The organism is Comamonas piscis (assembly GCF_014109725.1).
Classification (GTDB): domain Bacteria; phylum Pseudomonadota; class Gammaproteobacteria; order Burkholderiales; family Burkholderiaceae_C; genus Comamonas; species Comamonas piscis.
In genome coordinates, this window is sequence record NZ_CP058554.1 from 2,892,967 (window position 1) to 2,919,438 (window position 26,472).

Annotated in this window: 17 protein-coding genes and 1 pseudogene; 10 read left to right on the plus strand and 8 right to left on the minus strand. The window is 63.7% G+C overall.

Features of this window, described 5'->3' with window-relative positions; translation table 11 throughout:
• Positions 1 to 54: 54 nt before the first annotated feature.
• Positions 55 to 1,863 carry a DEAD/DEAH box helicase gene (locus tag HS961_RS13075; protein ID WP_182322602.1) on the minus strand — a complete coding sequence of 603 codons (1,809 nt, stop codon included), beginning with the start codon at positions 1,861 to 1,863 and terminating at the stop codon, positions 55 to 57.
• 254 nt (positions 1,864 to 2,117) lie between these two features.
• Here HS961_RS13075 and ettA point away from each other — a divergent pair, with 254 nt between their 5' ends.
• The 7 genes from ettA (at position 2,118) to HS961_RS13110 (ending at position 17,619) form a co-directional block, all read left to right on the plus strand.
• The gene (ettA, locus tag HS961_RS13080; protein WP_182322604.1) at positions 2,118 to 3,779 is read left to right on the plus strand and encodes an energy-dependent translational throttle protein EttA; all 1,662 of its coding nucleotides are present in this window, start codon (positions 2,118 to 2,120) and stop codon (positions 3,777 to 3,779) included.
• Between the two features lie 62 nt (positions 3,780 to 3,841).
• Positions 3,842 to 5,869 (plus strand): DUF1631 family protein, encoded by a 2,028-nt coding sequence (locus HS961_RS13085; RefSeq protein ID WP_182322606.1) that lies wholly within the window; start codon positions 3,842 to 3,844, stop codon positions 5,867 to 5,869.
• A gap of 163 nt (positions 5,870 to 6,032) precedes the next feature.
• Positions 6,033 to 7,055: a tripartite tricarboxylate transporter substrate binding protein gene (locus tag HS961_RS13090; protein ID WP_182322608.1), complete on the plus strand. Its 1,023-nt coding sequence runs from the start codon at positions 6,033 to 6,035 to the stop codon at positions 7,053 to 7,055.
• A gap of 135 nt (positions 7,056 to 7,190) precedes the next feature.
• Positions 7,191 to 10,778: an exodeoxyribonuclease V subunit gamma gene (gene recC / locus HS961_RS13095; protein WP_202883112.1), complete on the plus strand. Its 3,588-nt coding sequence runs from the start codon at positions 7,191 to 7,193 to the stop codon at positions 10,776 to 10,778.
• Positions 10,778 to 14,620, plus strand: a complete 3,843-nt coding sequence (gene recB / locus HS961_RS13100) for an exodeoxyribonuclease V subunit beta (protein WP_238347595.1) — start codon at positions 10,778 to 10,780, stop codon at positions 14,618 to 14,620. The genes recC and recB overlap by 1 nt, the downstream gene beginning before the upstream one ends.
• A gap of 11 nt (positions 14,621 to 14,631) precedes the next feature.
• Positions 14,632 to 16,824: an exodeoxyribonuclease V subunit alpha gene (gene recD, locus HS961_RS13105; RefSeq protein WP_182322610.1), complete on the plus strand. Its 2,193-nt coding sequence runs from the start codon at positions 14,632 to 14,634 to the stop codon at positions 16,822 to 16,824.
• Positions 16,825 to 17,289: 465 nt separating this feature from the next.
• Positions 17,290 to 17,619 carry a hypothetical protein gene (locus HS961_RS13110; protein ID WP_182322612.1) on the plus strand — a complete coding sequence of 110 codons (330 nt, stop codon included), beginning with the start codon at positions 17,290 to 17,292 and terminating at the stop codon, positions 17,617 to 17,619.
• Positions 17,620 to 17,759: 140 nt separating this feature from the next.
• On the opposite strand, the gene HS961_RS13115 is transcribed toward HS961_RS13110, so the two are convergent.
• On the minus strand, positions 17,760 to 18,155 hold the full coding sequence (locus HS961_RS13115; protein ID WP_182322614.1) for a nuclear transport factor 2 family protein: 396 nt from the start codon (positions 18,153 to 18,155) through the stop codon (positions 17,760 to 17,762).
• Between the two features lie 130 nt (positions 18,156 to 18,285).
• Between HS961_RS13115 and HS961_RS13120 the strand changes: the two genes are divergently transcribed.
• The 3 genes from HS961_RS13120 (at position 18,286) to HS961_RS13130 (ending at position 20,897) form a co-directional block, all read left to right on the plus strand.
• Complete coding sequence (locus HS961_RS13120) at positions 18,286 to 18,708, plus strand: winged helix-turn-helix transcriptional regulator (protein WP_202883114.1); 423 nt, start codon at positions 18,286 to 18,288, stop codon at positions 18,706 to 18,708.
• Between the two features lie 114 nt (positions 18,709 to 18,822).
• On the plus strand, positions 18,823 to 20,361 hold the full coding sequence (rlmD, locus tag HS961_RS13125; RefSeq protein WP_182322616.1) for a 23S rRNA (uracil(1939)-C(5))-methyltransferase RlmD: 1,539 nt from the start codon (positions 18,823 to 18,825) through the stop codon (positions 20,359 to 20,361).
• Positions 20,362 to 20,489: 128 nt separating this feature from the next.
• Positions 20,490 to 20,897 carry a GlcG/HbpS family heme-binding protein gene (locus tag HS961_RS13130; RefSeq protein ID WP_182322618.1) on the plus strand — a complete coding sequence of 136 codons (408 nt, stop codon included), beginning with the start codon at positions 20,490 to 20,492 and terminating at the stop codon, positions 20,895 to 20,897.
• A 92-nt stretch (positions 20,898 to 20,989) separates the two neighbouring features.
• On the opposite strand, the gene HS961_RS13135 is transcribed toward HS961_RS13130, so the two are convergent.
• The 6 genes and pseudogenes from HS961_RS13135 to HS961_RS13155 form a co-directional block, all read right to left on the minus strand.
• The gene (locus HS961_RS13135) at positions 20,990 to 22,075 is read right to left on the minus strand and encodes a metallophosphoesterase (RefSeq protein ID WP_182322620.1); all 1,086 of its coding nucleotides are present in this window, start codon (positions 22,073 to 22,075) and stop codon (positions 20,990 to 20,992) included.
• Between the two features lie 145 nt (positions 22,076 to 22,220).
• Positions 22,221 to 22,736 carry a dihydrofolate reductase gene (locus HS961_RS13140; protein WP_182322622.1) on the minus strand — a complete coding sequence of 172 codons (516 nt, stop codon included), beginning with the start codon at positions 22,734 to 22,736 and terminating at the stop codon, positions 22,221 to 22,223.
• Positions 22,733 to 23,812 carry an acyltransferase family protein gene (locus tag HS961_RS13145; protein WP_182322624.1) on the minus strand — a complete coding sequence of 360 codons (1,080 nt, stop codon included), beginning with the start codon at positions 23,810 to 23,812 and terminating at the stop codon, positions 22,733 to 22,735. The genes HS961_RS13140 and HS961_RS13145 overlap by 4 nt, the downstream gene beginning before the upstream one ends.
• A gap of 111 nt (positions 23,813 to 23,923) precedes the next feature.
• On the minus strand, positions 23,924 to 24,571 hold the full coding sequence (locus HS961_RS23635) for a glutathione S-transferase (protein WP_272956302.1): 648 nt from the start codon (positions 24,569 to 24,571) through the stop codon (positions 23,924 to 23,926).
• Positions 24,572 to 24,634: 63 nt separating this feature from the next.
• A pseudogene (locus HS961_RS23640) lies at positions 24,635 to 25,753 on the minus strand (rhodanese-related sulfurtransferase); the annotation flags it as partial.
• Between the two features lie 89 nt (positions 25,754 to 25,842).
• Entirely contained in the window at positions 25,843 to 26,373 is a 531-nt protein-coding gene (locus HS961_RS13155) for a DUF3617 domain-containing protein (protein ID WP_182322627.1), read from the minus strand.
• Positions 26,374 to 26,472: the final 99 nt, after the last annotated feature.

A 26,472-nucleotide genomic window follows, 5' to 3' on the forward strand; every position in this document is an offset into this window, starting at 1 on the left:
TCAAATCAACTGCCATGCATGCATGGCGGTGTTGAACGGTGCCCAGACCGTTGTTTATCGCGAAAACGAGTGGTTGCGACCACCTCGGCCGCCACCGCCACCACCACCACCGCCGCCATTGCGGTTGCCGCCGCCAAAGCCGCCTCGGCGACCGCGCTCAGCCATGCTGTCTACGCTGGTGCGCATCGGATCAGGCTGGGCTGCGCCGCTGCGGCGATGGTCACGTCCGTCAACGGTGCCGCCGAACTGGGTACCCAGGTGGGCATCAGCGCGGGGTTGGCGGTCATTTTCCGGACGTGGACCACGGGCTGCGCCGGCATTGGCGCCACCGCCCTGGCGTGGGCCTTGACCTTGCGATTGGCGCTGCTGACCACCTTGGCCACGGCCGTCTGCCGACGGATGGCGAGGAGCTTGGCGGCCATCGCGGCGTGGCGGACGTGGGTCGCGGCGGGCCTCCGAACCTTCGCCTGCAAATTCCGCAGCGCCTTCAGCGCGCGCGCCACCACGGGGGGCATTGCGCTTGGCATTGCCGCCACCACGCTGGCCACCGCCTGCGTTGCTACCAGGCGCACGAGCCACCTTGTTGGTGCGCACGCGCTCCATCATCTCTTGGCGAGCGGCCTTGGCGGCTGCTTGCATCACATCACGGCTAGGTGGCTTGCCGGCACCGCCCCAGATAGTCTGGCGGCCCATGGCAATCGGTTCGGCCCGTTCGCCGTCATCCGGGCCAAAGCCTTCCAGCAGCTGCACGGGGATGTCTTGCTTGGTGAAGCGCTCGATGTCCATCATGAAGCCTTCTTCATCCATGCACACCAGGCTCACGGCATTGCCTTCGCGACCGGCGCGGCCGGTACGGCCGATGCGGTGCACATAGTCTTCCGAGACATTGGGGATCTCGTAGTTGACCACGTTGGGCAGCTCATCGATGTCGATACCGCGTGCGGCGATATCGGTCGCCACCAGGGCGCGCAAATCGCCGGACTTGAAGCCCTCAAGGGCTTGCGTACGGGCGCTTTGGCTCTTGTTGCCGTGCAGAGCCATGGCAGTGACGCCATTCTTGCTCAAGAACTCGGCCACATTGTTGGCGCCAAACTTGGTGCGGGTAAAGACCAGCACCTGGCTCCAGTTGTTCTCTTGCACAATGTGCAGCAGGACCTGCTTTTTCTTGCCGCGGCCCACGGGGTGGATCACCTGCTTGATGCGCTGCACCGTGGTGTTGCTCGGGGTGACCTGGATCGACTTGGGGTTCTTCAGCAGACCGCTGGCCAGATCGCGGATTTCATCGCTGAAGGTGGCCGAGAACAGCAGGCTTTGCTTGTCCTTGGGCACCAGAGCCAAAACCTTTTTTACGTCATGGATGAAACCCATGTCGAGCATACGGTCAGCTTCGTCAAGCACCAGGATCTCGACCGTGGACAGGTCGAGGAAGCCTTGTTGCTGCAGATCGAGCAGACGGCCGGGCGTGGCGACCAGCACATCTACACCCTTTTTGATGCGGTCGATCTGCGGGTTCATGCCGACACCGCCAAAAATGACGGTGGATTTGATGTCGAGGTGGGTGGCGTAGAGACGCACGTTCTCTTCGACCTGGGCCGCCAGCTCCCGGGTGGGCGCCATGATCAAAGCGCGAATGGCCTTGTTGCCCCATTTGTTGCGGCTGCCTTCGGATTCGGTCAGGCGCTGCAGCATGGGCAGCGTGAAAGCGGCCGTTTTACCGGTTCCCGTCTGTGCGCCTGCCAGCAAATCGTTGCCTTGTAGCACGAGTGGAATAGCCTGGGCTTGGATGGGGGTAGGCGTGTCGTAGCCTTGCTCGCGCACAGCCTGCAGAATGGCTGGTGCCAGATTCAGTTCTTCAAAGTTCATTGGATCAGATGCGTCCAACCTGGACGCTGGGTATCGGCCATGTCTAAGCAATTTTTTGGAATAATTGCCGCCAGTCAGATAGGCAGATGGGTTCAAAGAGGGAGCCCGGAACTGTGTCCATCGTCCCCAGCATTAGCGCTGAAGTCCTAGGCAACTGGAGCCTTTGACTGCGGGTATTGTCGCATGCACCGATAATCCCCGGGTAGCCGCGATCAAAAATCGCATATTTTTTTACTGATTTACCAAAAGAACACATGGCTCAATACGTTTTTTCGATGAACAACGTCACCAAGACGGTTCCTCCGAAGCGACAGATTCTGAAGGGCATTTCTCTGAGCTTTTTCCCGGGCGCCAAGATTGGTGTGCTGGGTCTGAATGGCTCGGGAAAGTCCAGCTTGCTCAAGATCATGGCGGGCGTCGACAAGGAGTACGAAGGCGAAGCCATTCCAATGGCGGGTCTGTCGATCGGCTACCTGCCGCAAGAGCCCCAGCTCAACCCTGAGCACACGGTGCGCCAGGCGGTGGAAGAGGCGATGGCCGAGGTGAACAACGCCAAGGCACGCCTGGAAGAGGTGTACGCCGCCTATGCGGAAGAGGATGCCGACTTCGATGCGCTGGCTGCCGAACAAGGCCAGCTCGAAGCGGTCATCGCTGCAGCGGGCACCGACTCCGAGCACCAACTGGAGATTGCCGCTGACGCCTTGCGCCTGCCCGCCTGGGATGCCATCGTCGGCCAGCTCTCCGGTGGTGAAAAGCGGCGCGTGGCGCTGTGCAAGCTGCTGCTGTCCAAGCCCGACATGCTGCTGCTTGACGAGCCCACCAACCACTTGGACGCCGAATCGGTGGACTGGCTCGAGCAGTTCCTGCACCGCTTCACCGGCACCGTGGTGGCGATCACCCACGATCGCTACTTCCTGGACAACGCGGCCGAGTGGATTCTGGAACTCGACCGTGGCCATGGCATTCCCTACAAGGGCAACTACTCCGACTGGCTGCTGCAAAAGGGCAACCGCCTGGAGGCCGAGCAGAAGGGCGAAGAAGCCCGTGCCAAGGCCCTGAAGAAGGAACTGGAATGGGTGCGCCAGAACTCCAAGGGTCGCCAGGCCAAGTCCAAGGCGCGTATTGCCCGCTTTGAGGAACTGAGCGACTTCGAATACCAGCAACGCAACGAAACCCAGGAAATCTTCATTCCTGTGGCCGAGCGTCTGGGTAGCCGCGTGATCGAGTTCAAGAATGTCTCCAAGGCTTTTGGCGATCGTCTGTTGATCGACAACCTGAACATGAACATTCCGGCGGGCGCCATTGTCGGCATCATCGGCCCCAACGGCGCGGGTAAATCCACGCTGTTCAAGCTGATTGCCGGCAAGGAACAACCTGATTCGGGCGAGGTCGAGATCGGCCAGACCGTGAAGATGGCCTTTGTGGACCAGCACCGCGATGCGCTGGCCAACGACAAGACCGTGTGGGAAGACATCTCCGGCGGTCTGGACATCATCAACGTGGGCAAGTTCCAGATGGCCTCGCGTGCCTATGCGGGCCGCTTCAACTTCAACGGCCAGGACCAGCAAAAGAAGGTCGGCAACCTCTCCGGTGGTGAGCGTGGCCGTCTGCACTTGGCCAAGACCTTGATCCTGGGCGGCAACGTGCTGCTGCTCGATGAGCCATCGAACGATCTGGACGTGGAAACCCTGCGTGCACTGGAAGACGCATTGCTCGAATATGCGGGTACAGTGATGGTCATTTCCCACGATCGCTGGTTCCTGGACCGCATTGCGACCCACATCCTGGCGGCAGAAGGGGATAGCCAATGGGTATTTTTTGATGGAAACTATCAGGAATACGAGGCAGATAAGAAGAAGCGGTTGGGAGAAGAAGGGGCAGCGCCCAAGCGGATGCGCTACAAAGCCCTGAAGTAACCCACACCGTACGCCCGTCGCTTTATTGAAGCGGCGGGCGTTTTAACTGGGAGAGGTGAGACGTGGAGCAACGGGCTGTAACAGTTTTTGATACCTGTCTGGAGCAGGCATTGCAGGAGGCGGAGCCTTTGATGGCCGCCATGGGCAATGCGGCTTTGGCGTCTTTGAGCGCGCAATTGTCGTCTTGCAGCAACGCTGAAGATCAACAATTGTTGCTGCATGCGCAATTCCAACTGGCCAGCAAAAAAGCGCAGTTGCCGCTGGCCTATGCGCTGCGCTTGCGGCAGGCGGTGTTTGCCATTGCCAACGGCAAGCGTGAGGACTACCACGCGCTGATGAGCAGCCAGGCCCAGGCCGATGAACTGCTGGACGAACGCTACGCAATGCGCGCCCAGATTGAATGGGGCCGCATGCAAATCAACCTGCTGCAGCAGACCGAGCAAAGCCTGACAGGCCTGGAGCGCGTCTACCGCCCCTTGCGCAAGATCACCCGCTATTGGCGCAACGGCAACCCTTTGCACCACACCGTCTACCTGGACAGCCTGCAGGCCACCCTCAGCGATGTGGAAATAGCCGCTAATGCGACCGCGCTGTTTCTGCCCGACATGGTGGGTGTCATGGCCGACCACCTGCAGACCAGCTACCAGCGCATCATGACCTTGGCGATGAACAGCTATGCCGAGCTGTTGGCCAAGGCAGAGCTCAAGCGCCGCGTCGCCAAAGACAACACCCGCAGCTTTGTGCAGCGGACCAAGACCCTGTTCGACATCCCGGCGCATTGCCCGGTTGGTGCCGTCCGAGCCTACAAAACCTTGATTCCGGTGATGGAGCGCATGGCAGCCGAGGATGCCTCGTTCTGGACCGATGACGCCCACCCAGCGCGGGTGCTGGTGCAGACCATCGTCGACAAGGCGACGGTGCTCAAGGAAGAGGGGCGAGCATTGTCGGATCCCCAGTTCCCCCAACTGGTCACCGAATCCGTCGAGACCCTGTCTGCCTTGCCCCAGCCCCGCGCTGAGGATTTTGCCCAGGCCCTGAGCCGCTTTGGTGTCCACCTCAAGCCCCGGCTGTCATCAGCGCTGCAGGATGTCGATGATTCCGGTTACTCCAGCTCCATGCTCTTGGAGAGCCAATGGGGTGCTTCCGGCCTGATCAGCATCAGCCCCGAATCCGATTGGGGCCAGCTCGCACAGATGCAGGCCGCTGCCGAGCGCGAGCCCGTCGCAGAAGCCGTGCCGCAGCCCCAGCACAAGCAGCCCTTGATCGCTCCGGTATCTGCGCCGCAGACCCCTGGCGAAAGCACAGTAGCTGCGCCCAGCCTGGAGCAAATGGAGGCCGATGTCATGCTGCTGCTGGCCACCAGCCTGCACAGCTTTGACGTCGATCCCGCGCTGCTCGCGGCGCTGACGGGTGGCTGGCCCAAGGTCTTGCTGCGCGCGGCCGAGCGCTCGGGCATGGATTCATCGCATTTCCGCGCCTACCAGGAAGCCGTCGGCGACGTGCTGGCGCTCGCCGGGGCCCATGCCAACGCGGGCACGCACAACGATGCGGACATGCTGATCCCTTCGCTGCTGACGCGGCTGAAGTCGGGCCTGACCAGCATCGGTTGGATGCCTGAACGCATAGCGCCCGTGCTGACCGCTGTGGCCCAGATGGCGCCCAGTGCGTTGGTGGAGCTGCAGCTGGTGCAGGAAGAGGGGCGCCATGCGGTGCCAGCGGTGGCAGGTACCGCGCCCGCGTCGTCTGGCGCTGCCTTGGGCCTGTTGTCCGCAGCAGCGCCGTCTGCCTGGGGTGTCTTGCCGGAGGCGTCCGACGCAATGGGGGATGACGAACCCGCGATCATCGTCACTGGCTCCATGCTCGATGCCCCCAAGCCCGACAGCGTGGGGCTCTGGATTGGCGGCAAGCGCTTGGAGGCTGGCGTTTGGTTGGAGTTTTTGGGCCAGGGCGGTTGGGTGCCCAAGCAGCTGAGCTGGACCAATGCCCGCTCGACCATGTTCCTGTTTGTGGCCAGTGGCGGGGCGAGCCAATCGATCACGCGTCGCATGCTGGAGAAGCTGGCACAGGACCGCGCCGTGCGCCCGGTTTAGGGCGCCGCTTCAGAGGGGATTGGCACCTGGAGCCGCGGTGCCGTGGCACAATCCGGCGCTTGGCAGGCCACAAAGGCCCGCCGGGGCTGCAGCCGCACCAGGCTGCAGCCACCATAAGCCAACCGCCTGGATGTGCTCAGCGTCCAGGTGCCAAGGAGACACCATGAGCCCATCTACGCGCAGCCGCATCGCGGCCGCATGCCTGCCCACGCGCCGCAACGTTTTGGCCGCCAGCCTGCTGGGTGCTGCCGCATTGCTGCCATTCGCCTCCCAGGCCGCCGATCCCAAAAAATACCCCGAGCGCGCTGTGCGTGTGGTCGTCGGCTTTTCCGCAGGCGGCACCACCGATGTGGTGGCACGCATCATGGCCAAGGAGCTGACGGCCGAGCTGGGCCAGTCTTTTGTCGTGGACAACAAGCCAGGTGCTGGCAGCAATATCGCCACCGAGCAGGTCGCCCGGGCCGATAACGACGGCTACACCTTGCTGTTTGTGGCCGTCACCAGCGCCATCAACCAGACCCTGTACCCCAAGGTGCGCTTTGACCTGGAAAAGGACTTTGCGCCCGTCGCGCTGGGCGCCAAGGTGCCCAATGTGCTGGTGGTCAACCCCAATGTGCCGGTCAACAGCGTGCAAGAGCTGATTGCCTACGCCAAGGCCAACCCGGACAAGGTGTCCTACGCGTCCTCGGGCAGTGGCACCTCGATCCACATGGCCGGTGAGCTGTTCAAGATGCGCACGGGCTTGAAGACCCAGCACATCCCCTACAAGGGCAGCTCGCCTGCACTCACCGACCTGATGGGCGGCCAGGTGCAGTTCATGTTCGACAACATGCCCTCTGCCTGGCCGCATGCCAAGGCGGGCAAGCTCAAGGCGCTGGCGGTGACCACCACCAAGCGCTCGCCCACCGCGCCCGATCTGCCGACGATGGAAGAAAGCGGCATCAAACCCTTTGATGTCTCGTCCTGGTTTGGTCTGATCGCGCCGGCCGGCACGCCGCCCGAAGTGGTGCAAAAGCTCAATGCCGCGATGAACCGCGCCTTTGACAAGCCCCAGGTCAAGGAAGCCTACGAAAAGCTGGGCGCCGTGGCCGAGAAGAACACCCCCGAGCAGTTTGGCGCCTTCATCAAGTCCGAAGTCGCTGGCTGGGCGCCGGTGGTCAAGTCTTCAGGCGCCACGGTGGATTGAGGCCGGCCGCTTTTTGCACCGCACAGGCAGCTTCGGCTGCCTTTTTCTTGCCTGCTCTCGCCCTGGCGGCCCCCGTGGGCCGTGGGCTGCGTTACAGTCAAACGCTGGCATGACCCGCGCATTTCTCTCCTCCTGATGCAATCCTCCTCCTCCCACGCGATGACCCCCGGCCTGATGGTGATCCACAGCAACCATCCGGAGGCGCTGCGCGACCTGGTGGTGGCCTGGATGCAGCGCTACCCGCTGAGGCCGTTGGAGAGCGAAACCATTCTGGTGCAGAGCAATGGCATTGCGCAGTGGCTCAAGCTGTCGATGGCGCAGCCGGTGGCCGAGGGTGGTTGCGGCATAACGGCGGCGGTCGATGTGCAGCTGCCGGCGCAGTTTTTGTGGCAGGCCTACCGAGCCGTGCTCGGCAAGCAGGATGTGCCCGAGATATCGCCGCTGGACAAGCAGCCGCTGACCTGGCGGCTGATGCGCCTGCTGCCCGACCTGCTGACCCAGCCCGCCTTTGCCGCGCTGCAGCGTTTTTTGGCTGAGGACCATGACCAGCGCCGGCGCTATCAGCTGGCCGAGCGCATTGCCGATTTGTTTGACCAGTACCAGGTTTACCGAGCCGACTGGCTGCAGGACTGGGCCCAGGGTCGCGACCTGCTGCGCAGCGCGCGGGGCGATGCCCAACCGCTGGATGCGGAGCAGCAGTGGCAGGCGATGCTCTGGCGTGCATTGCTGGGTGATGTGGGCGCCACTGGCATGGACACCAGCCGCGCAGCAGTCCACCAGCGCTTTGTGCAGTTCTGGCAGCAGCCCCAGCCCCGGACCGAGCCTCACCTACCCAGCCAGGGCCTGCCACGCCGCATTGTGGTGTTTGGCATCTCATCGATGCCTGCGCAGACCTTGCAGGCGCTGGCCGCCATGTCGCGTAGCGCGCAGGTGCTGCTCTGTGTACACAACCCCTGCCGCCACCATTGGTCGGACATCGTCGCCGACAAGGATTTGCTGCGCCACCAGTACCGCCGCCAGCAGCGCAAGGGCAGCATGCAGGGCTTGGTCCACGACGACGACCTGCACCAGCATGCCCACCCGCTGCTGGCCGCCTGGGGCAAGCAGGGGCGCGACTATATCCACCTGATTGATGAATTCGACCAGCCAGACCGCTACGCCGCGTTGCTCAGCCCGGTCAATGGCGGGCGGATTGACCTGTTTGGCGAGGCCGAGCCTACGCACATGCTCGCCCAACTGCAGGACGACATTCTGGATTTGCGGCCGCTGGCCGAAAGCCGTGCCCTGTGGCCAGCGGTAGACCCGGCCGGCGATGGTTCCATCCGCTTCCACACCGCCCACAGCCCGCAGCGTGAGGTAGAAGTGCTGCACGACCAACTGCTGGCGCGGCTGGGTGCAGACCCCAGTCTGAGGCCCCGCGACATCATCGTGATGGTGCCCGACATCCAGGTCTACGCCCCGCACATCGATGCGGTGTTTGGCCGCACGGCACGTGCGGACCCGCGCTTTATTCCTTACACCCTGGCCGACCAGAGCCAGCGCGGCCGCGAACCCATGCTGGTGGCGCTGGAGCTGGTCCTGGCTCTGCCCGACAGCCGCTTTGCGGTGAGCGAGGTGCTGGACCTGCTGGCCGTCGATGCCGTGCGGCAGCGTTTTGGCATTGAACAGGAGGACCTCTCCCTGCTGCACCGCTGGATTGAAGGCGCAGGCGTGCGCTGGGGGCTGGATGCGGCGCAGCGTGGCCGCATTGGCCTGGCGCAGGCGGGCGAGACCAACAGCTGGCGCTTTGGCCTGCGACGCATGTTGCTGGGCTTTGCAGTGGGCCGGGGCGAGGCGCTGGACGATATCCAGCCCTATGACGAGATAGGTGGCCTGGATGCCGCCGCGCTGGGCGGCCTGGCGGCCTTGCTGCGTGCATTGGAACAGGCATGTGCACTGCTGGCCGAGGAGGCCGCACCATCTGCCTGGGTGGAACGCGCCCGCCAGGTGCTGGACCTGCTGTTTGACCCGCAAGAAGAACGCGAGAAGCTGCTGCAGATGCAGCTGCTGCAAGGGCTGGAGCGCTGGCTGGGCCAGTGCCAGGCGGCAGCATTTGATGCGCCGGTGCCGCTGTCGGTGGCACGTGAGGCCTGGTTGGCGGGCATGGATGCCAGCAGCCTGAACCAGCGCTTCATGGCTGGTGCCGTCAGCTTTTGCAGCCTGATGCCTATGCGGGCGATTCCGTTTCGAGTGGTCTGCCTCTTGGGCATGAACGACGGCGCCTACCCGCGCCCGGTGTCGGTGCTGGATTTTGACCTGATGCGCCAGCAGTACCGGCCCGGTGACCGCTCGCGCCGCGATGACGACCGCTATTTGCTGCTGGAGGCCGTGCTGTCGGCCCGCGAGCAGCTCTACATCAGCTGGGTGGGGCGCAGCATCCGCGACAGCACGGCGCGCCCGCCATCGGTGTTGATCGGCCAGCTGCGCGACCATCTGGCCCAGGGCTGGCGCCTGGCGGGCCACGATGCGGATTCGGGTGCTGATGCCCTGCTGCAGGCGCTGACGCAGGAGCACCCGCTGCAGCCTTTCAGCCCGCGCTATTTTGCGCAGGCGCCTTCGCAGGGTGACAGCGATGGCCTCTACACCTATGCGCAGGAATGGCATGGTGTGCATGGGGATGGCATCGGCGCGCAGGCAGGCGTGCTGGAGGACAGTTTGGAGCCCTTGCCGGAGATGGCGCTGGATGCAGCACTGAGCCTGCGCCAACTGCAGGACTTTGCGCAAAAGCCGGTGGCGGCGTTCTTTCGCCAGCGGCTGCGGGTGTTTTTTGCAGACGAGGACCTGACCGGCCAAGACGAGGAAATGTTTGCCCCCGATGGCCTGCAGGCCTGGGCGCTGCAGGCGAGCTTGCTCGAAGCGATGGAGCCCTGGGTGCGCGACAACCCCGCAGGCGCTGCCGATGCGCCTGCGCTGCGCAGGCAACTGGATACTGTGGCCCAGCGCCTGCGCCTGGAAGGCCGGCTGCCGCTGCGCGCCTTTGCCGATTGCGCGCTGGAGCCCGCCTGTGATGCGGTGCAGCGCACGCTGCAGGTCTATGCGGCGGCACTGCGCTACTGGCCGGTGGCGACCAGCGATGCGCTGGAGCTGCGCTACAGCGATGCGCAGGGCATGACAGTCACCGACTGGCTGCGCGGCCTGCGCTGGACCGACAGCACCAACCTACCGCGTGCCGCCAAAATCAGCCTGTCCGCCGGGCGCCTGCATGCGGGCGACCAGCTGCGCCAGGACCGGCTGGTGCGGGCCTGGGTGGAGCACCTGGCCTGGCACAGCGCCGGTCAGGCGATCAGCACCGTGGTATGTACCGAGTCGGGCATTGCCGTCTTTGCGCCTTTGCCCGCAAGCGAGGCCACTGCCGCTTGGCGCCAGTTGCTGGCGCTGTGGCAGCAGGGCATGCGTGCACCCTTGCCCGCCGCCGTGCGCACCTCCATCGCCAGCCTGGCGCCCAAGAGCAGCGCCGGCCAGTTGGCCATGCTGTATGACGACAGCTACCGGGGCCATGGTGAGCTGCAGCGCTCGGCCGAGCTGGCCCGCACATTCCCCGATTTTGAACAGCTGCTGGCCGCAGGCCTGCTGGACGTGGCGCAACAACTGTATGGCGACATGCTGGCGCATGTACAGCTGGTCAACGCCCAGCACCCGCAAGGCCTGGCGCGTTTTGCCCAGGGTGACGAGGAGGGCCAGTGATGAGCGCCATGCCGCCCGGCCAGTCGCCCGCATCTTCTGCCACCCTGCCGCTGGAGCCCCTGCGTTTTCCGCTCTGGGGCAGCCGCCTCATCGAGGCCAGCGCCGGTACCGGCAAAACCTATACGATTGCGGCGCTGTACCTGCGGCTGGTGCTGCAGCACGGCGGCGAGCAGGCCTTTGGCCGGCCGCTGGCACCGCCCGATATTCTGGTGGTCACCTTTACCGATGCGGCCACACAGGAGCTGCGCGACCGCATTCGCCATCGACTGTCGGAAGCGGCCCAGCTGTTTGCCCGCGACGCGGACGATCTTCAGAGCCAAGCGGGCACTGATCCGCTGCTGCTGGCGCTGCGCGCCGACTACCCGGCCAGCCGGTGGCCGGGCTGCGCTCGCTTGCTGCATGAGGCCGCCAACTGGATGGACGAGGCGGCAGTCTCCACCATCCACAGCTGGTGCTACCGCATGCTGCGCGAGCACGCTTTTGACAGCGGCAGCCTGTTCCAGCAAACCTTGATCACCGACCAGAGTGAGCTGCTGACCCAGGTGGTGCAGGACTACTGGCGCCGCCAGTTCTACGATCTGCCTGCGCCATCGCTGCGCAGCCTGCTGCAGATCGTGGCCAGCCCCCAGGCCTTGCAAGCGGCCATTGCGCCGATGCTGAGCCGCCAGGATGCCGACTGGCACTACGAGGGCGAGGCCTTGGCCGATGCGGAGCAGGTGGACCCTGAGGCCTTGCTGGCCCAGGCCAGCGAAGCCGCGCTGCGCCACCAGGCGCTGGAGGACACTGCGCGCACGCTGTGGCAGCAAAACCGGCCCGAGCTGGAGCAGCTGCTGAACGCGCTGCTGCCTGGATTGAATGGCGTGGTCTACCCTAAGAAAGACGAGCCCGGCGTATTCGCAGCCTGGCTGGAGGCCTTGGCCGCCTGGAGCACGGGCGCAGCAGCCCCCGCCAAGATCCGGGCCTTCAGCCAATCAGGCATCAAGGCCAAAAAAGGCGTAGCCGTGCCCGCGCATGCGGCCTTTGCCGCCATCGATGCCTGGCTGGAGGCGGTCGCGCAAGATGCGCAGCTGTCCACGCCGCACAAGCCCTTGCTGCTGCGCCACGCCAGCGCCCATGTACAGCGGGCGCTGGCAGACGAAAAACAGCGACGCGCCGAGCTGGGCTTTGATGACCTGCTCCAGCGGCTGGATGCGGCCCTGCATGCGCCGGGCGGTGAGGCCTTGGCACAGCGCATTCGCAGCCAGTTTCCGGTCGCGATGATCGATGAGTTCCAGGACACCGATCCTCTGCAGTACCGCATTTTTGACCGCATCTACCGCATCGCAGACAACGACTCCGCGCAGGGCCTGTTCATGATTGGCGACCCCAAGCAGGCAATTTATGCGTTTCGCGGTGCTGACATCTACACCTACCTGCAGGCCCGTGGGGCGACCGAGGGGCGGCATTATTCGCTAGGCACCAACTACCGCTCGACCCAGGCGGTGGTGCAGGCCATCAACCACTGTTTTGGGCAGGCCGAGCGCCATCCCCGGGCGGCTTTCCGGTTCCGGCAGGACGAAGCACGCAACCCCGTGCCCTTTGTGGCGGTCGATGCCAATGGCCGCAAAGATGCGCTGTTCGTCGATGGCAGTGCCAGCGCCGCGATGACCTTGTGGACGCTGCAGGCTGGCGCGGATGACGCGGCGGGTTCTGAAGCTGGGGACGCGGCAGCCGCCGCCAAATCCGCCCGAACCGGTGTGCCCGAGTCCGCTTACCGCCAGCGCATGGCCCAGGCAGCCGCCAGCCAGATAACGCACTGGCTCAACGCCGCCCGCAGCGGGCAAGCGGGCTTTGGCAGCGCTGCCGATGCGCTGGACCGCCCACTGCGACCGGCCGATATCGCCATCCTGGTGCGGGGCCGTGCCGAGGCCGAGCTGGTGCGCAATGCGCTCAAGGACCGGGGCCTGGCCAGTGTCTACCTCTCGGACCGCGACTCTGTCTTTCAGGCCGCAGAGGCAGCTGACATGCTGCGCTGGTTGCGGGCCGTGAATGCGCCGGGCAACGATGGTCTGCTGCGCGTGGCACTGGCCACTGGTGCGATGGACTGGTCCTGGCAGGAGCTGGAGCGGCTCAACCATGACGAGCAGCATTGGGAGCAACTGGCGCTGCGCACGCGCGCGCTCCAGCAGCTGTGGCAGAAAAAAGGTGTTCTGCCGATGCTGCGCCAGTGGCTGGTGGATTTTGACCTGCCCGCACGCTGGCTGGCCCAGCCCGGTGGCGAACGGCGCCTGACCAATGTGCTGCACCTGGCTGAATGGCTGCAGCGTGCCTCGACCGAGGTGGAGGGCGCGCAGGCGCTGATCCGGCGTTTGGCCGAGCAGATGGCGCAACCCGAGGGCGAGGAAGAGATCTTGCGGCTGGAGAGCGATGCCGACCTGATCAAAGTGGTCACCATCCACAAATCCAAGGGCCTGGAATACCCGCTGGTGTTGCTGCCCTTCATCAGCAGCTGGCGCGATTTTGACGGCAAGAGCCGGGGCTATGCGCAGTACCACGATGCCGTCTCGGGCCGTTTGGTGGTGGAACTGAGCAACCAGGATGCCGATGCCATCAGCGCCCACAACGACGAGCGGCTGAGCGAGGACATGCGCCTGCTCTACGTGGCACTGACCCGTGCCCAGTACGCGCTGTGGTTGGGGGTGGCGCCGCTGGCCAAGGGCATGAGCCGGGCGGGCAGTCTGGAGAAAAGCGCGGTGGGCTATCTGTTGGCAGGCGGGCAAAAGCTGCCTGACCTGGCGCTGCATGGCTATCTGCAAGACTTTGCCCAGGGCTGCGCGCATATCGCGGTGCAGCCGGTGCCCGAGGCCGACTTGCAGCGCTACCAGCCCGAGCGCCCGCCGCTGGTCTACCCCGCGCGCTTCCCCCGGCGCCAGGCCGACGAGCACTGGTGGATTGCCAGCTTCTCGGCGCTGACCGAACGGCTGGGCCATTCCACACCAAATCCGAGCCTGTGGACGGAAGAGCCGTTGGTGGCTGCAGAACCGGAAACCGCCCAGCAGGACCAGTACCTGGAGCCACAGCAGCGTCTGCCCGATACGGCAGCGCCCGGGCAGCCGCAGCCCGGCAGCCTGCATGCCTTCCCCAAAGGCCCCGATGCCGGTAACTTTTTGCACGGCCTGTTGGAGTGGTGCGCGCAAGAGGGCTTTGCCACCGTGCTCAGCAAGCCGGCGGCATTGGATGGCATCATCGCCTACCGCTGCCAGCTGCGGGGCTGGGCCGACTGGGCCGGGCCCTTGCAAGGCTTTGTGCGGCAATGGCTGCAGACACCGCTGGTGCTGCAGGGCAAGGCGGACGGACCCGTCGAGGCAGCGGCAGCACTGCAGTCGCTGGGCGATTACCAGGTCGAGATGGAGTTCTGGCTGTCGATCAGCCGGGCCTCCACCGCTCAGCTCGATGCGCTGGTGCAGCAGCATGTGCTGCCTGGCCAGGCCAGGCCTGCGCTGCTGGGCAACCAGCTCCATGGCATGCTCAAGGGCTATATGGATCTGGTGTTTGAGCAGGGCGGCCGCTACTACGTGATGGACTACAAATCCAACTGGCTGGGGACCGACAGCGCGGCCTACACCCCAGAGACCATGGCCGATGCCGTGCTGCAGCACCGTTATGACCTGCAATATGTGCTGTACAGCTATGCGCTGCACCGTTTGCTGCAGCAGCGCTTGCCGGGCTATGACTACGAGCGCGATGTGGGCGGCGTGCAGTATTGGTTCCTGCGGGGCGTGGATGCGGAGCACCATGGCCTCTATACCGACAAACCTCCGCGCGCACTGATGGATGCGCTCGATGCGCTGTTTGCGCAATGATGATGAATGCAATGACGACAGAACCCCAGGACGGCATGCCCCTACAGCCATCTGCAGCCACCGTGCCCGCAGTGACGGACAGTGCGACGGCCAGCCTCTTGCATACGGTGGAGCGCTGGACGGCCCATGGCTGGCTGCGCAGCCTGGACCAGGCGCTGGTGCTTTTTTTGCATGGTCTCGATCCCTCGGCCCCGCCGCTGGTGTTGCTGGCTGCCGCGCTGGCCAGCCACCAATTGGGCCGCGGCCATGTCTGCCTGGATCTGCAGGCCACCTTGGACAACAGCCGCTTTGCACTGTCGCTGCCGCCAGATACTGCCCCCCAAGGCAGTGGCGCGACAGAGGCCACGCCCTTGCCATTGCCCAGCGAGATGCTGGCCCAGGTCAGTCTGCTGCAGTGGCAATCGCTGCTGCAGACCAGTGCCTTGGTGGCGGCACCAGGCACGCTCAGCAAAGGCGGTACGCCGCTGGTTTTGCAGGGCGATCGCCTCTATCTGCGCCGCTACTGGCAGTATGAGCAGGATGTGGCGCAGGCCATCGGCCAGCGCATTGCCGCCAGCCAGCATCTTCGCCAGGGGCGCAGTGCTGCGCAAGATACGCAGTTGCGCCAGGCACTCGATCGGCTGTTTCCCGCAGCCAGCAGCGCTGACCACGGCCCGGATTGGCAAAAAATGGCCTGTGCGATGGCGGCATCCAGCGCCTTTTCCATCATCACCGGCGGCCCGGGCACCGGCAAGACCACGACGGTGGTCAAGCTGTTGGCCTTGTTGCAGAGCATGGCCTTGCAGCAGCAGGGGCGGCCGCTGCGGATCTGCCTGGCTGCGCCCACAGGCAAGGCGGCAGCCCGCCTGTCTGAATCGATTGTGCAGGCCTTGCAGCGCCTCGATGATGCGCAGCTGCCAGCGGTGCCGCTGGAAACGGGCAGTGGCGAAGCGCGCAGTCTGAAACCGCTGATCCCTGCCGAGGCCCAGACCCTGCACCGGCTACTGGGCAGCCGGCCCGACAGCCGGCATTTTCGCCATGATGCCCAGCACCCGCTGGCGCTGGATGTGCTGGTGGTCGATGAGGCCTCGATGGTCGATCTGGAGATGATGGCAGCACTGCTGTCGGCTTTGCCGCCGCAGGCCAGGCTGGTGCTGCTGGGCGACAAGGACCAGCTCGCTTCGGTCGAGGCCGGGGCGGTGCTGGGTGAGCTGTGCGCCCAGTCCGAGCGGGGCCTGTACTGGCATGAAACGGCGCAGTGGCTGCAGCAGGTGACGGGCGAGCAGGTGCCGGCCGAGCTGCAGGATATCGCCGGCAAACCGCTGGACCAGGCGGTGGCCATGCTGCGGGTCAGCCACCGCTTCCATGCCGACAGCGGCATTGGCCAGCTCGCAGCGGTGGTGAACGCCGGGCGGCGCAAGGCCATCAAACCGCTGCTGAAGGCGGGCTATCCGGATCTGGCTGCCTATCCCGTGCCTGATCTAACGCATTCCTCTTTGGCGCAACTGGTGCTGGAGGGCGGAGGCAAACGCTTTGTAGACAGCGCTGCCAAGCGCGAGGCCGGGCCCCAGGGCTATGGCTACTATCTGCAGGTCTTGCGCGAGATGCCGCCCAACCCCAGCCCCGAAGCCTTGAACCAGTGGGCGCAGCGTTTGCTGCGCGCCCATGGCGCGTTTCAGGTGCTGTGCGCGCTGCGCAGCGGCCCCTGGGGCGTGGAGGGGCTCAATGAGCGCATTGCCCAGCTGCTGGCCCACCGCGAGCTGATCGCGCAAAGCAGTGGCTGGTATGCCGGACGTCCGGTGCTGGTCACGCGCAATGACTACAGCCTCAAGCTGATGAATGGCGATATTGGTATCACCGTGCAAATGCCGGCAAGCCAAGCGCCTGAGGCCGGAGGGATGGGCATGGCCCAGGGTGCTCTGCGGGTGGTGTTTGCCACCAGCGAAGGCCTGCGCTGGGTGCTGCCCAGCCGCCTGCAATCGGTAGAGACTGTGTATGCGATGACCATCCACAAATCCCAGGGTTCGGAGTTCAGCCATGCGGCCGTCGTGTTGCCGCCCAACCTGTCGCCCATCATGACGCGGGAACTGGTCTACACCGGCCTGACCCGCGCCAAGCACTGGTTGACCGTCGTGGCAGGTGGCAGCAGCAATTTCCTGGTGCTGGAAGAAGCGACCGAACGCCAGGTTCGGCGATCCAGCGGTTTGCGCCAGGGTGAGCTTTGAAATCCGGAGGTAAGGGGGTACGAGCGCAGGCAGGGTTTGCCGAAGCAGGGCCAGGCTGCAGATGCGGCCGCTGGGCTTGAGATAGGGCCATGCAGCGCTGAGGTGGCCGCAAGCGTTTCATCGAAAATATGCGTGGCTGTGCGAAAAGATCGTTGGCTGGCCAAAACGACCCTGGAGCTGAACGGGCCCCAAGAGTCGCCCCACGATGAAACAATCGCTTTTGCGCGGGCGATTGGCGTATTTGGATGCGCAATGGCCCTGGCAGCGGCGATGGGCGGATCATAGCATTGAATGAGAATAATTATCAATATCAATTTTGAATAAAACTGCTTGCTTTGCCGTTTTATGTAAGTTTTTGTTTTTAGTTGATTTTTCTTGACCTTTCAGCGGAAAACCAGGGTGCACTGTTGAAAGAAATTTGGTAACTTCGCAGGATCGATAAAAAAGATTGTGGGAGTTCCAGCCATGACAGGTACCAGTTACAGCTTCAAATCCAGTGCACTGGCCGTGCTGGCGCTCACGGCATCGGCCTGGGCGCAGGCGGTGTGCTACACCGTGTATGACGCCAAGAACGAAGTCATTTACCGCAGTGCAGAGCCGCCTGTCGACATGTCCAAGCCACTGCACCAAACTGCCGGCGAGCTTCCCAGCGGCAGCCGCGTTGTATTCACCCCCAACAACACGGTCTGTGTCACCGAGGTGCACAGCCTGCCGGGTGCCAAGAAGCTGACGTCCAGCAGCGCCAACATGGTCACCGACCAACTGAAGCTGGGCAGCATGATCTTCGCGCAGTAAGCACCTGATCCATACGCCAAAGGGCAGCTTTTTTGCTGCCCTTTGCGTTGGTGTTTGTATTTTGGAATGAACCGTATGCCAACGGCTTGACGCCAGTAGCGCACCTTTATGTCTTCGACCCCCAGCGAGTGGCTGGACGGTTAACCCCAGAAAGCGTCTTCCGCGCCCTGGTCTTCGGAGAAAAGCCAGACTTCCCGGATGCGACCGTTTTCGATGCGCAGCACATCGATGCCCGACATCGCCATCGCGGCACCCGCTTTTTCGGCGCAGAAGTGCAGCGGCGTAGAAACCAGATCACCTTGGGCCATTAATGGGCCAACGGCATCGATGCGAAAACTGCCCCCGCTGCGTTGCATGAACTGGCCCAGCAGTGCGAAGACAGCGGCCTTGCCCTGGTGCAGCCCCGACAGCGTTCCCTTCCCTGGCTGGTGCCATTCGATATCGTCACTGAAAGCGGCGCCGACGGCTTCCAGATCGCCCCGTGCGGCCGCATCGAAATAAGCGCGTACGATTTCCATGTTGTGAGCTGTGTTCATCATCTTCCTTGTTGATTGTCTGCAAACTGGCCAGAAAGCTGTTTATGTGCAGATGCATAAAAATGATGAGCTTAAAAGCAATGATTAATTGATGCAATAAGGCACTTGAATGTGATATAGGAACCAAAAAGTGACCAACGACAACCGCCACCCTGCCTGGAATCCCTATTTGGCGACTTGCCCCACGCGGCAGGTGCTGGACTGCGTAACCGACAAATGGACGGTGCTGGTGCTGGGCCTGCTGCGCTCAGGGCCGTGGCGGTTTGGGCAATTGCGCCAGGGCATTGAGGGCGTATCCCAAAAGATGCTGACCCAAACCCTCAGGGCACTGGAGCGTGACGGTATCGTGAGCCGCGAAGTATTTGCCAGCTCACCTCCCAAGGTGGAGTACAGCCTGACACCGCTGGGCCAGTCGCTGGCAGCAACGCTGGACGAACTGCGGCTGTGGGCCGAACAGCACATGGATGCGGTGTTGCGCCATCGCAGCAGCTATGACGCGGCAGCTATGCGGCACGAGCCGGTACCGGTGAACCGGGCCGGTGCCGCACGCTAGCCGGAACCCGTTCCCACCCGCGCTAAGCCTGGGCATGCGTATTTTTTGAGGCCAAGTGCGCCAAATTGCCGTAGGTTGGTCGCAGGCCATTGCCCAGCCTGCGAAAATGCCGGGATGAGCGAAGCGCAGACCCCACAGAATATCCCCGAATCCCCCGAATCCCCCGACGCCGCCGAGGCGGCCCAGTTCCCCGCAGATGCCCTGAAGATCGTGTCCATGGACATGGACGCGCAAGGCGTGGCGCGCCGTGCCGATGGCAAGGTGGTCTTTGTCGATGGCGCCTTGCCCACCGAATGGGTGAGCGCCAAGACCCGGCGCAAGAAAAACAACTGGGAGCAGGCTGACCTGCTGCAGATCCACCGCGAGTCCTCGCAGCGGGTGCAGCCGGGTTGCCCCAACTTCGGCTTGCATGCCGGTGCCTGCGGTGGCTGCAAGATGCAGCATTTGCATGTGGGTGCGCAAATTGCCACCAAGCAGCGCGTGCTGGAGGACAACCTCTGGCACCTGGGCAAGGTGGTGCCCGAGACGGTGATGCGCCCCATTGAGGGCCCCAGCTGGGGCTACCGCTTCCGCTCGCGGCTGTCGGTGCGCTATGTCGCCAAGAAGGGCAAGGTGCTGGTCGGCTTCCATGAACGCAAGAGCCGCTACATCGCCGATATGGAAACCTGCAAGATCTTGCCGCCCCATGTCGATGCCTTGCTGATGCCGATGCGCGCGCTGATCGGCAGCCTGGACGCCCGCGAGACCTGCCCGCAGATCGAAGTGGCCTGTGGCGACCATGTCACCGCCCTGGTGCTGCGCCATCTGGAGCCTTTGAGCGACGCCGATCTGCAGCGCCTGCGCGATTTTGCTGCCGCCCACCAGGTGCAATGGTGGCTGCAGCCCAAGGGGCCGGACACCGTGCACCTGATGGATGGCATCGGCGAGCAGCTGTCCTATGCGCTGCCGGATTTCGGCATCACCATGCCGTTCAAGCCCACCGACTTCACCCAGGTCAACCCGCACATCAACCAGGTGCTGGTGACGCGCTCGCTGCGCTTGCTGGATGCCAAGAAGACCGAGCGCGTGATCGACTGGTTCTGCGGCCTGGGCAACTTCACCTTGCCGATTGGCACGATGGCCGGTGAGGTGCTGGGCATCGAGGGTTCGGAGACCCTGGTGCAGCGCTCGCACGAGAACTATGCCGCCAACAATGCCATCCGCCCCGAAGGCAGTGCGCTGGCGCCTACCCGCTTTGTGGCCCGCAACCTGTTCGAAATGACGCCCGAGATGCTGATCGCCGATGGCCAGGCCGACAAATGGCTGGTCGATCCACCGCGCGAAGGTGCTTTTGCGCTGTCCACGGCGCTGGCCGACATCCACAAGGCCCGCCACCAGATCCCTGATACGGCGCCACTGCCTGACAGCGCTAAAGATTGGACTCCGCCCAAGCGCATTGTCTATGTGAGTTGCAATCCGGCAACCCTGGCGCGCGACGCCAGCCTGCTGGTTCACCAGGCGGGCTACCGCTGTGTGGCTGCGGGCGTCGTCAACATGTTCCCGCATACGGCCCACGTCGAGAGCATGGCGGTGTTTGAATGGGATGGCCATGCGCCCTTGGTCAGGGCCGAGGCAGTGGTGGCAGATGTGGCGTCCGAAGACGCGGCAGCCTGAAGTGCGCCGTGGATTACCGCGATTTTTGGCATAAATGCTGTGATGTCAGCGATGAATTAGCGTGCTGGAATGCCGTTATGCTGGCAGGCTGAACAACCGGGTTTCCCGAAATTTTCCAAGGAGTCACCATGAAAACCAAAGCAGTGCTGGAGTTGGCCGACGTCAAGGCGGTGTTGAATGCGGCAGAGGCCGAAGCGGTCAAGAACCAGTGGGTCGTAAGCATTGCCGTGGTCGATGACGGCGGTAATCTGCTGGGCATGATCCGCCGCGACGGCGCGGCCCCCGTGTCGGCCCACATCTGCGTGTCCAAGGCACGTACCTCGGCGCTGGGCCGCCGCGAGAGCAAGGGCTTTGAGGACATGATCAATGGTGGCCGCACCGCATTCCTCAGCGCGCCGCTGATCGACGGCATGCTCGAAGGTGGCGTGCCGATCATGAAGGACGGTGAATGCCTGGGCGCCGTGGGTGTCAGCGGTGTCAAGGCACCAGAAGATGCACAGATCGCCAAGGCGGGCATTGCAGCCCTGGGCCTGTAAGCGCAGCCCAGATTATGGGCAGAGGGCGTGAAGCCACAAATGACGAAGCGGCCATGGGCCGCTTTTTTACGCGCCAATGAATGGCTTGGGCGTCAGACCAGCGCTGGCGTAGGTGCCTGCATAAAGCCTGTTGTTGGCTCCGCGCTGCCATCGTCAAGCACCAGCACCCGCTCGGGCCAGCGCAGCGCTGCCAGTTTGAAGTCTTGTTCAGGCGGTTGACCGGCGAGCCGGGCCGTCCAGCGCGCACCCACGGAAAAGTCCACGCAAAACACATTGCCCCGCTGGCCGTGCCAGGCATGCGGGTGGATATCGGCGAACAGATCCTGGTCGCCTTTGCCCAGTACCGAGCGGTCAAGCTCATGGATGCGGCGCCAGTAGTGGCCGACGATGACGGGCGTACTGTCCGCATAGGCATCCCACCAGGCAACGCGCTCGACAAAGCGCCATTTGCCGCCGGCATAAAAGGGCTCGGTGCCACGGCGCTCCACACCGCAGCTCAGCACCTTCAGGGGGTTGTACTGGGATTTGTTCAGCTCGCTGTCGGCGTGTGCGGGCATGAAGGGCGGGCAATGGGCGCCATCTTCCAGATGGAAGGGCCAGGCCTGGTTTTCGGCGTTCAGCCGGGCGGGAATGCCCAAGGTCTTGGCATGCAGATAGGCTTCTTGCTCCAGCCGGTCATAGTCTTCGGCGACATGGCCGGGCCGCAGCGCGCGGGCCTGGTTGATCTTGTCGTCGATCCAGGCGGCATGGACGATGCGCAGGTCCGGGCGCTCCAGCGCCAGAGGTAGCTGGCGCAAAAAGGGCAGCATCTCGTCGTCAAAGGCCTGGTCGGCGCGCGCATAGGGGGCATATTTGGGGTTGTCGGCCTCAATGCGTTCGTCGAAGTACCAGCCGGAGCCGTCCTTGGCATCTTCGCGCAGCAGATTGATTTCATGGTTGCCGATCACTGCGTAGGCATTGCCGGCTTCCACCCAGCGGCGCACCAAGGCCAGCACGCCGGGGCTGTCGGGACCCCGATCACAGAAATCGCCGACAAACACCAGTTTGCGGCCTGTCGGGTGGTCGCCAAGGTCGTCATAGCCCAGATGCCGCACCAGCGCTTGCAGTGCCTGGCGCTCGCCGTGCACATCGCCGATGACATCCAACGGGCCGGCGGGCAAAGCTTGTACCAGGCTCATCGTCACAGTATTCCGTCTTGTTGCGGTAACCGGTGCTTGGTCCGGCGCGCCGCAGATTGCTATTGGATGAAATCCATTTTGCATCAATTTGCTGCGCTGCACCAGCGTGGTGCCTTGGGTGCGGAGCCTGTCCTACTTCGTGCTTTTAGCCTTCCCTACGCCGGTAGCAGACAAACGCAAAGGGCAGGCCGTTGCTGCTGGTGTGGGTCTCACGCGAGACTTCCTGCCACTGGCCATCCAGAACCGGCGCATGGGCATCGCCGTCAAAATCCTGGTCGATCTCGGTGACCCAGACCTCGTCTGCCAGGTCCAGCGATTGGGCATAGATCTGCGCGCCACCAATCACCCAGACCGGCTGGCCCAATGCCTGGGCCGTGGCCAGCGCCTGCGGCAGATCGGCCGCGACATGGACCTTTTCACTGGCGGGACTAGGCTGCCAGCCGCTCTGGCGGGTGACGACCACATTGTCGCGGCCTGGCAGCGGGCGAAAGCGCGGTGGCAGCGAATCCCAGGTCTTGCGGCCCATGACGACCGTGCCTCCGGCGGTCTTTTGCTTGAAGAAGGCCATGTCTTCGGGCAGGTGCCAGGGCAGTTGGTTGTCTCGGCCAATCACGCCGTTACGGGCACGGGCAAAGATCAGATGGATAGGGGCTTGGGTCATGGCTTGGGGGCTGCCCAGCGCGCAATGCCGCGCCGGCAGGCTTGGTAGATGGGGTGTTCGATGGCGTGGAAGTACAGGGCCGACAGGGCGACCAGGACCGCCAACACCAGCAGCAGGCTGACTGAGCGGTGGGGAATCTCGACCGCCATCGAGTTGATGAAACGCTGCACGAGCTGGAACACCAGCAGGTGCAGCAGATAAATGGCGAAGGAGTAATCGCCCAGTTTGGCGAGCAGCCGCCAGGCCGGATGTTGGGGTTGCGGCATCAGCAAGGCCGCAGCGACGAGCGCGGTGGTTGCCGCGCCCACCAGCAGGGCGCGTTCCGGCCAGTGGTAGAAACCGACAATGCCGGGGGCATACAAGGTGGCACTGACGCTGTAGTACACCGCAGCAGCGCAGAGCAGAGCGCTGGCCAGCAGCCAGGCATACCAGCGCTGTTGCGGGCGGCGTTGCAGCCAGCGGTACATAAAGTAGCCGGCAAAGAACTCCAGCACCAGCGGCGCCGCATAGAACCAGATCAGCGGCGTGGTCTGCGCGAACATGTCTGGTCGGTAGCGGCCGGTGGCGGCGTAGTACAGCACCAGCACCACCATGGTGGCGCCCCATGCCGCCAGTGCCCGGTCGCGCCAGGGCTTGGGCAAGAGCAGGCTGGCGCCGATCAGCAGGTAGAAATACAGCTCAAATACCAGCGTCCAGGTCACCGCATTGATGTGGAGGCTGAAATTGGCCGGGTAAAGCAAAGCGGACGACAGCAGGTTTACATCGGGAGGCATGGCGCCCAGCGCCTGCAAACCGACGACGTACAGCAGCATCGCCGGCCACCAGCCGGTGTAGATGCGGGAAAAGCGGGTGGCAACAAACTGGGCGGAGGGGCGAAAGCCGCTGGGGGTATTCGTCGTGGCGAGCGCCATGATGACGCCGCTGATGACAAAGAAGATGTCGACACCGACAAAGCCGCCCTCGGCAATGGCGCGCAGCGGGGCGGGGAGTTCGGGGAAGAAGCTATAGGTCCGCGCATGGTAAAGCGCCACCCACAGGGCGGCAGCAAAACGCAGGATCTGGATGGACTGGATCATGGCACGGTAGTGGGCGCAGGCGGTCAATGCCGGGCAAGCGCTGCAGCGGGCGCAGCGATGTGCATCCGCTGGCAGTGCCTGTCACTCGCGTGCCGGGTGGGCGGTGTCCGCTCAGCGGAACAGCACGCCCGCTTCGTCCGGGTGCCAGGCAGGGTATTTTTCCATCACCTGCTCGAACAGTGCCGAGTCGGTCAGACGCAGCAGCCAGGCTTGCAGGTGGGGCCAGGGGTGATTCTGCCATGCGGCTTCGTCGATGCCGGCGAACTGGCGCACAAAGGGGCGGATGGCCATGTCGGCCAGGCTCGGGTCGCGGCCGTACAGATAGCCGGACGTCGACAGCTGCCGGTTCAGCGCGGCCAGAAAGGCCTGGGCCGTGGCTGCTGCGGCAACGGCGTCTTCTTGCGGATAGCGGCTGGGGTATTTGCAGCGGTCCAAAGCGGGTTTGAATTCGCTGTCATGGCGGGCAATCAGCGCCTGCATCTCGTCCAGGCTGCCGGCCGTGGGCCTCAGCCACTGGTCCGGGTCATTCTGGCGCAGTGCCCAAAGCATGATCTCCAGGCTCTCTTCCAGCACGGTGCCATCGGCCAACACCAGCACCGGCACGCTGGCCTTGGGCGATGCATCCAGCAGCGCCTGGGGCTTGTCTTTGAGGACGACCTCGCGCAACTGGCAGGCAATGCCGGCATAGGCCAGCGCCAGGCGGGCGCGCATCGCGTAGGGGCAGCGGCGGAAGGAGTACAGCACCGGCAGGCCCTGCAAGGCCTCTTGCTGCGCAGCCACTTTTTGCTGGCGCGATTGCTGCGAGCTTGCCTGGGTATGGCCCAGGTGGGTGTCGCCGCGCTCTTGCGCCAGATCCATCTGGCGCTGGCGTTCTGCCAGCGATTGCAGTTGCTCTGGCGTGCGGCTGCCATGGCAGTAGGGGCAGGCGACGCCGCGCACATAGTGGGCATGGGCCAGCTCGTCCGCGCCCAGCGGCATGCGGCAGCTGCGGCAGAGCTGGTGCGGGCCGCGCACCAGGCCATGGCCGACCGAGACACGCTCGTCAAACACAAAGCAGTCGCCCCACCACATCGATTCGTCCGCATCCACTGTTTCCAGGTACTTGAGGATGCCGCCTTCGAGGTGGTACACATCCTCAAAGCCCTGGGTCTTCATGTAGGCGGTGGATTTTTCGCAGCGGATGCCACCGGTGCAGAACATGGCCACTTTTTGCTTGCCATGCAGCGCGCCGCCGGGCTGGGATTGCTCGGCCACCCATTGCGGAAACTCGGTAAAGCTCTTGGTGTGCGGGTTGACCGCGCCTTCAAAGCTGCCAATGCCCACCTCGTAGTCATTGCGGGTGTCGACCAGCACGACATCGGGCTGGCTGATCAGCGCATTCCAGTCCTCGGGCTTCACATACTGGCCGGCGTTGAGCGCCGGGTTCAGTGCCGGCACGCCCAAGGTCACGATCTCTTGCTTGAGCCGCACACGCATGCGGTAGAAAGGGTTGTGGTCGGCATGGGCCTCTTTATGTACGAGGTTGGCCAGGCGCGGATCGCGCTTCAGCCAGTCCAGAACCGCCTGCACATCGCCGGGCGGTCCAGCAATCGTGCCGTTGATACCTTCATGGGCCAGCAGCAGCAAGCCCTTGACCTGGTGCTGGTCACACAGCGCCTGCAGTGGCTGCTGCCACTGGGCAAACTCCGGCAGGTCGATGAACTGGTAAAGCGCGGCGGTGAGGTAGGGCTGGGACATGGAGGAGATCTGCGGAAAATGCCAGGCACAGCGGCCGCATTTTTCGGGTGTTGGATAGGAAAAGCGGTGTGGAATAGGGCTGGGCCTTGCCATCCCGCATCCAGGGATGGTGGCATGTGCTGGCTGGCAAGGAGCCAGCGGCTGCATGACAAGGGCGGGCGGCAGTCCAACGGCTGAGCATCGTACTGTATCTGAATCGCCCATTACTAGACTTGGATCAGCAAAATGGCCGAGCGTGGAAGCGTAAAAAAGCCCGGCAGTGCCGGGCTGGCTGGTGAGCAGCACTTGCGTGCTTACTTGGGGCTCAGGCCCGTGATGTCGTAGAAGTTGATTTTGCCGCCGCCTTCAAAGACACGGTCGCCGGGGTTGATGCCTGCAGGGCAGGCGCCTAGGTACTCGCCCTTGATGTTGCGGGTGGTCTCCACTGTGCTGCCGTTGGGCATCTGCTGCTTGGTCACCGACAGCACATGGAAGTTGTGCTGGAAGTCACCGCTGATCTTGCGGCTGCTCTCAATGCGCTGCTCGGTTTGGCCGACCTTGCAGTTGGAGCTGAACTGCCAGCCATTGCTGTCCTTCAAGCTGCTGGTCTTGCACTGCTGCACATCGTATTTGGCTTTTTGCAGTTCGCGCGTCTTGTAGAAGGTGTCCTTGTCCATGCAATCCTGGAACTGCACCGTCTGGCCATTCTGGTCGGTAGAGCTGACTTGCCAGTGGCCCGACTTGGGGCGGGGCAGGTCTTCGATATCGCCGGTGGTGGCGCAGCCTGCTGCCAGCAAGGCGGCAGCGACAGCGGACAGGGAGGCGAGGTAGCGGGATGAAAGCATGGATGTCCTCTCGGTGGTTGTCATTCTGCGCAGCGGCAGAGTGTTGTTTTACAAGAACGCGTTGTTACTTTACATCCTAGGCGGGGCGCTGCTTACAAA

Coding starts and splice junctions, on each gene's coding strand:
- HS961_RS13145 (WP_182322624.1), bottom strand. CDS start 23,812: ATGATCCAGTCCATCCAGATCCTGCGTTTTGCTGCCGCCCTGTGGGTG.
- HS961_RS13115 (WP_182322614.1), bottom strand. CDS start 18,155: ATGAACACAGCTCACAACATGGAAATCGTACGCGCTTATTTCGATGCG.
- recB (WP_238347595.1), top strand. CDS start 10,778: ATGAGCGCCATGCCGCCCGGCCAGTCGCCCGCATCTTCTGCCACCCTG.
- HS961_RS13090 (WP_182322608.1), top strand. CDS start 6,033: ATGAGCCCATCTACGCGCAGCCGCATCGCGGCCGCATGCCTGCCCACG.
- HS961_RS13110 (WP_182322612.1), top strand. CDS start 17,290: ATGACAGGTACCAGTTACAGCTTCAAATCCAGTGCACTGGCCGTGCTG.
- recC (WP_202883112.1), top strand. CDS start 7,191: ATGCAATCCTCCTCCTCCCACGCGATGACCCCCGGCCTGATGGTGATC.
- HS961_RS13135 (WP_182322620.1), bottom strand. CDS start 22,075: ATGAGCCTGGTACAAGCTTTGCCCGCCGGCCCGTTGGATGTCATCGGC.
- ettA (WP_182322604.1), top strand. CDS start 2,118: ATGGCTCAATACGTTTTTTCGATGAACAACGTCACCAAGACGGTTCCT.
- HS961_RS13140 (WP_182322622.1), bottom strand. CDS start 22,736: ATGACCCAAGCCCCTATCCATCTGATCTTTGCCCGTGCCCGTAACGGC.
- recD (WP_182322610.1), top strand. CDS start 14,632: ATGACGACAGAACCCCAGGACGGCATGCCCCTACAGCCATCTGCAGCC.
- HS961_RS13075 (WP_182322602.1), bottom strand. CDS start 1,863: ATGAACTTTGAAGAACTGAATCTGGCACCAGCCATTCTGCAGGCTGTG.
- rlmD (WP_182322616.1), top strand. CDS start 18,823: ATGAGCGAAGCGCAGACCCCACAGAATATCCCCGAATCCCCCGAATCC.
- HS961_RS13130 (WP_182322618.1), top strand. CDS start 20,490: ATGAAAACCAAAGCAGTGCTGGAGTTGGCCGACGTCAAGGCGGTGTTG.
- HS961_RS13155 (WP_182322627.1), bottom strand. CDS start 26,373: ATGCTTTCATCCCGCTACCTCGCCTCCCTGTCCGCTGTCGCTGCCGCC.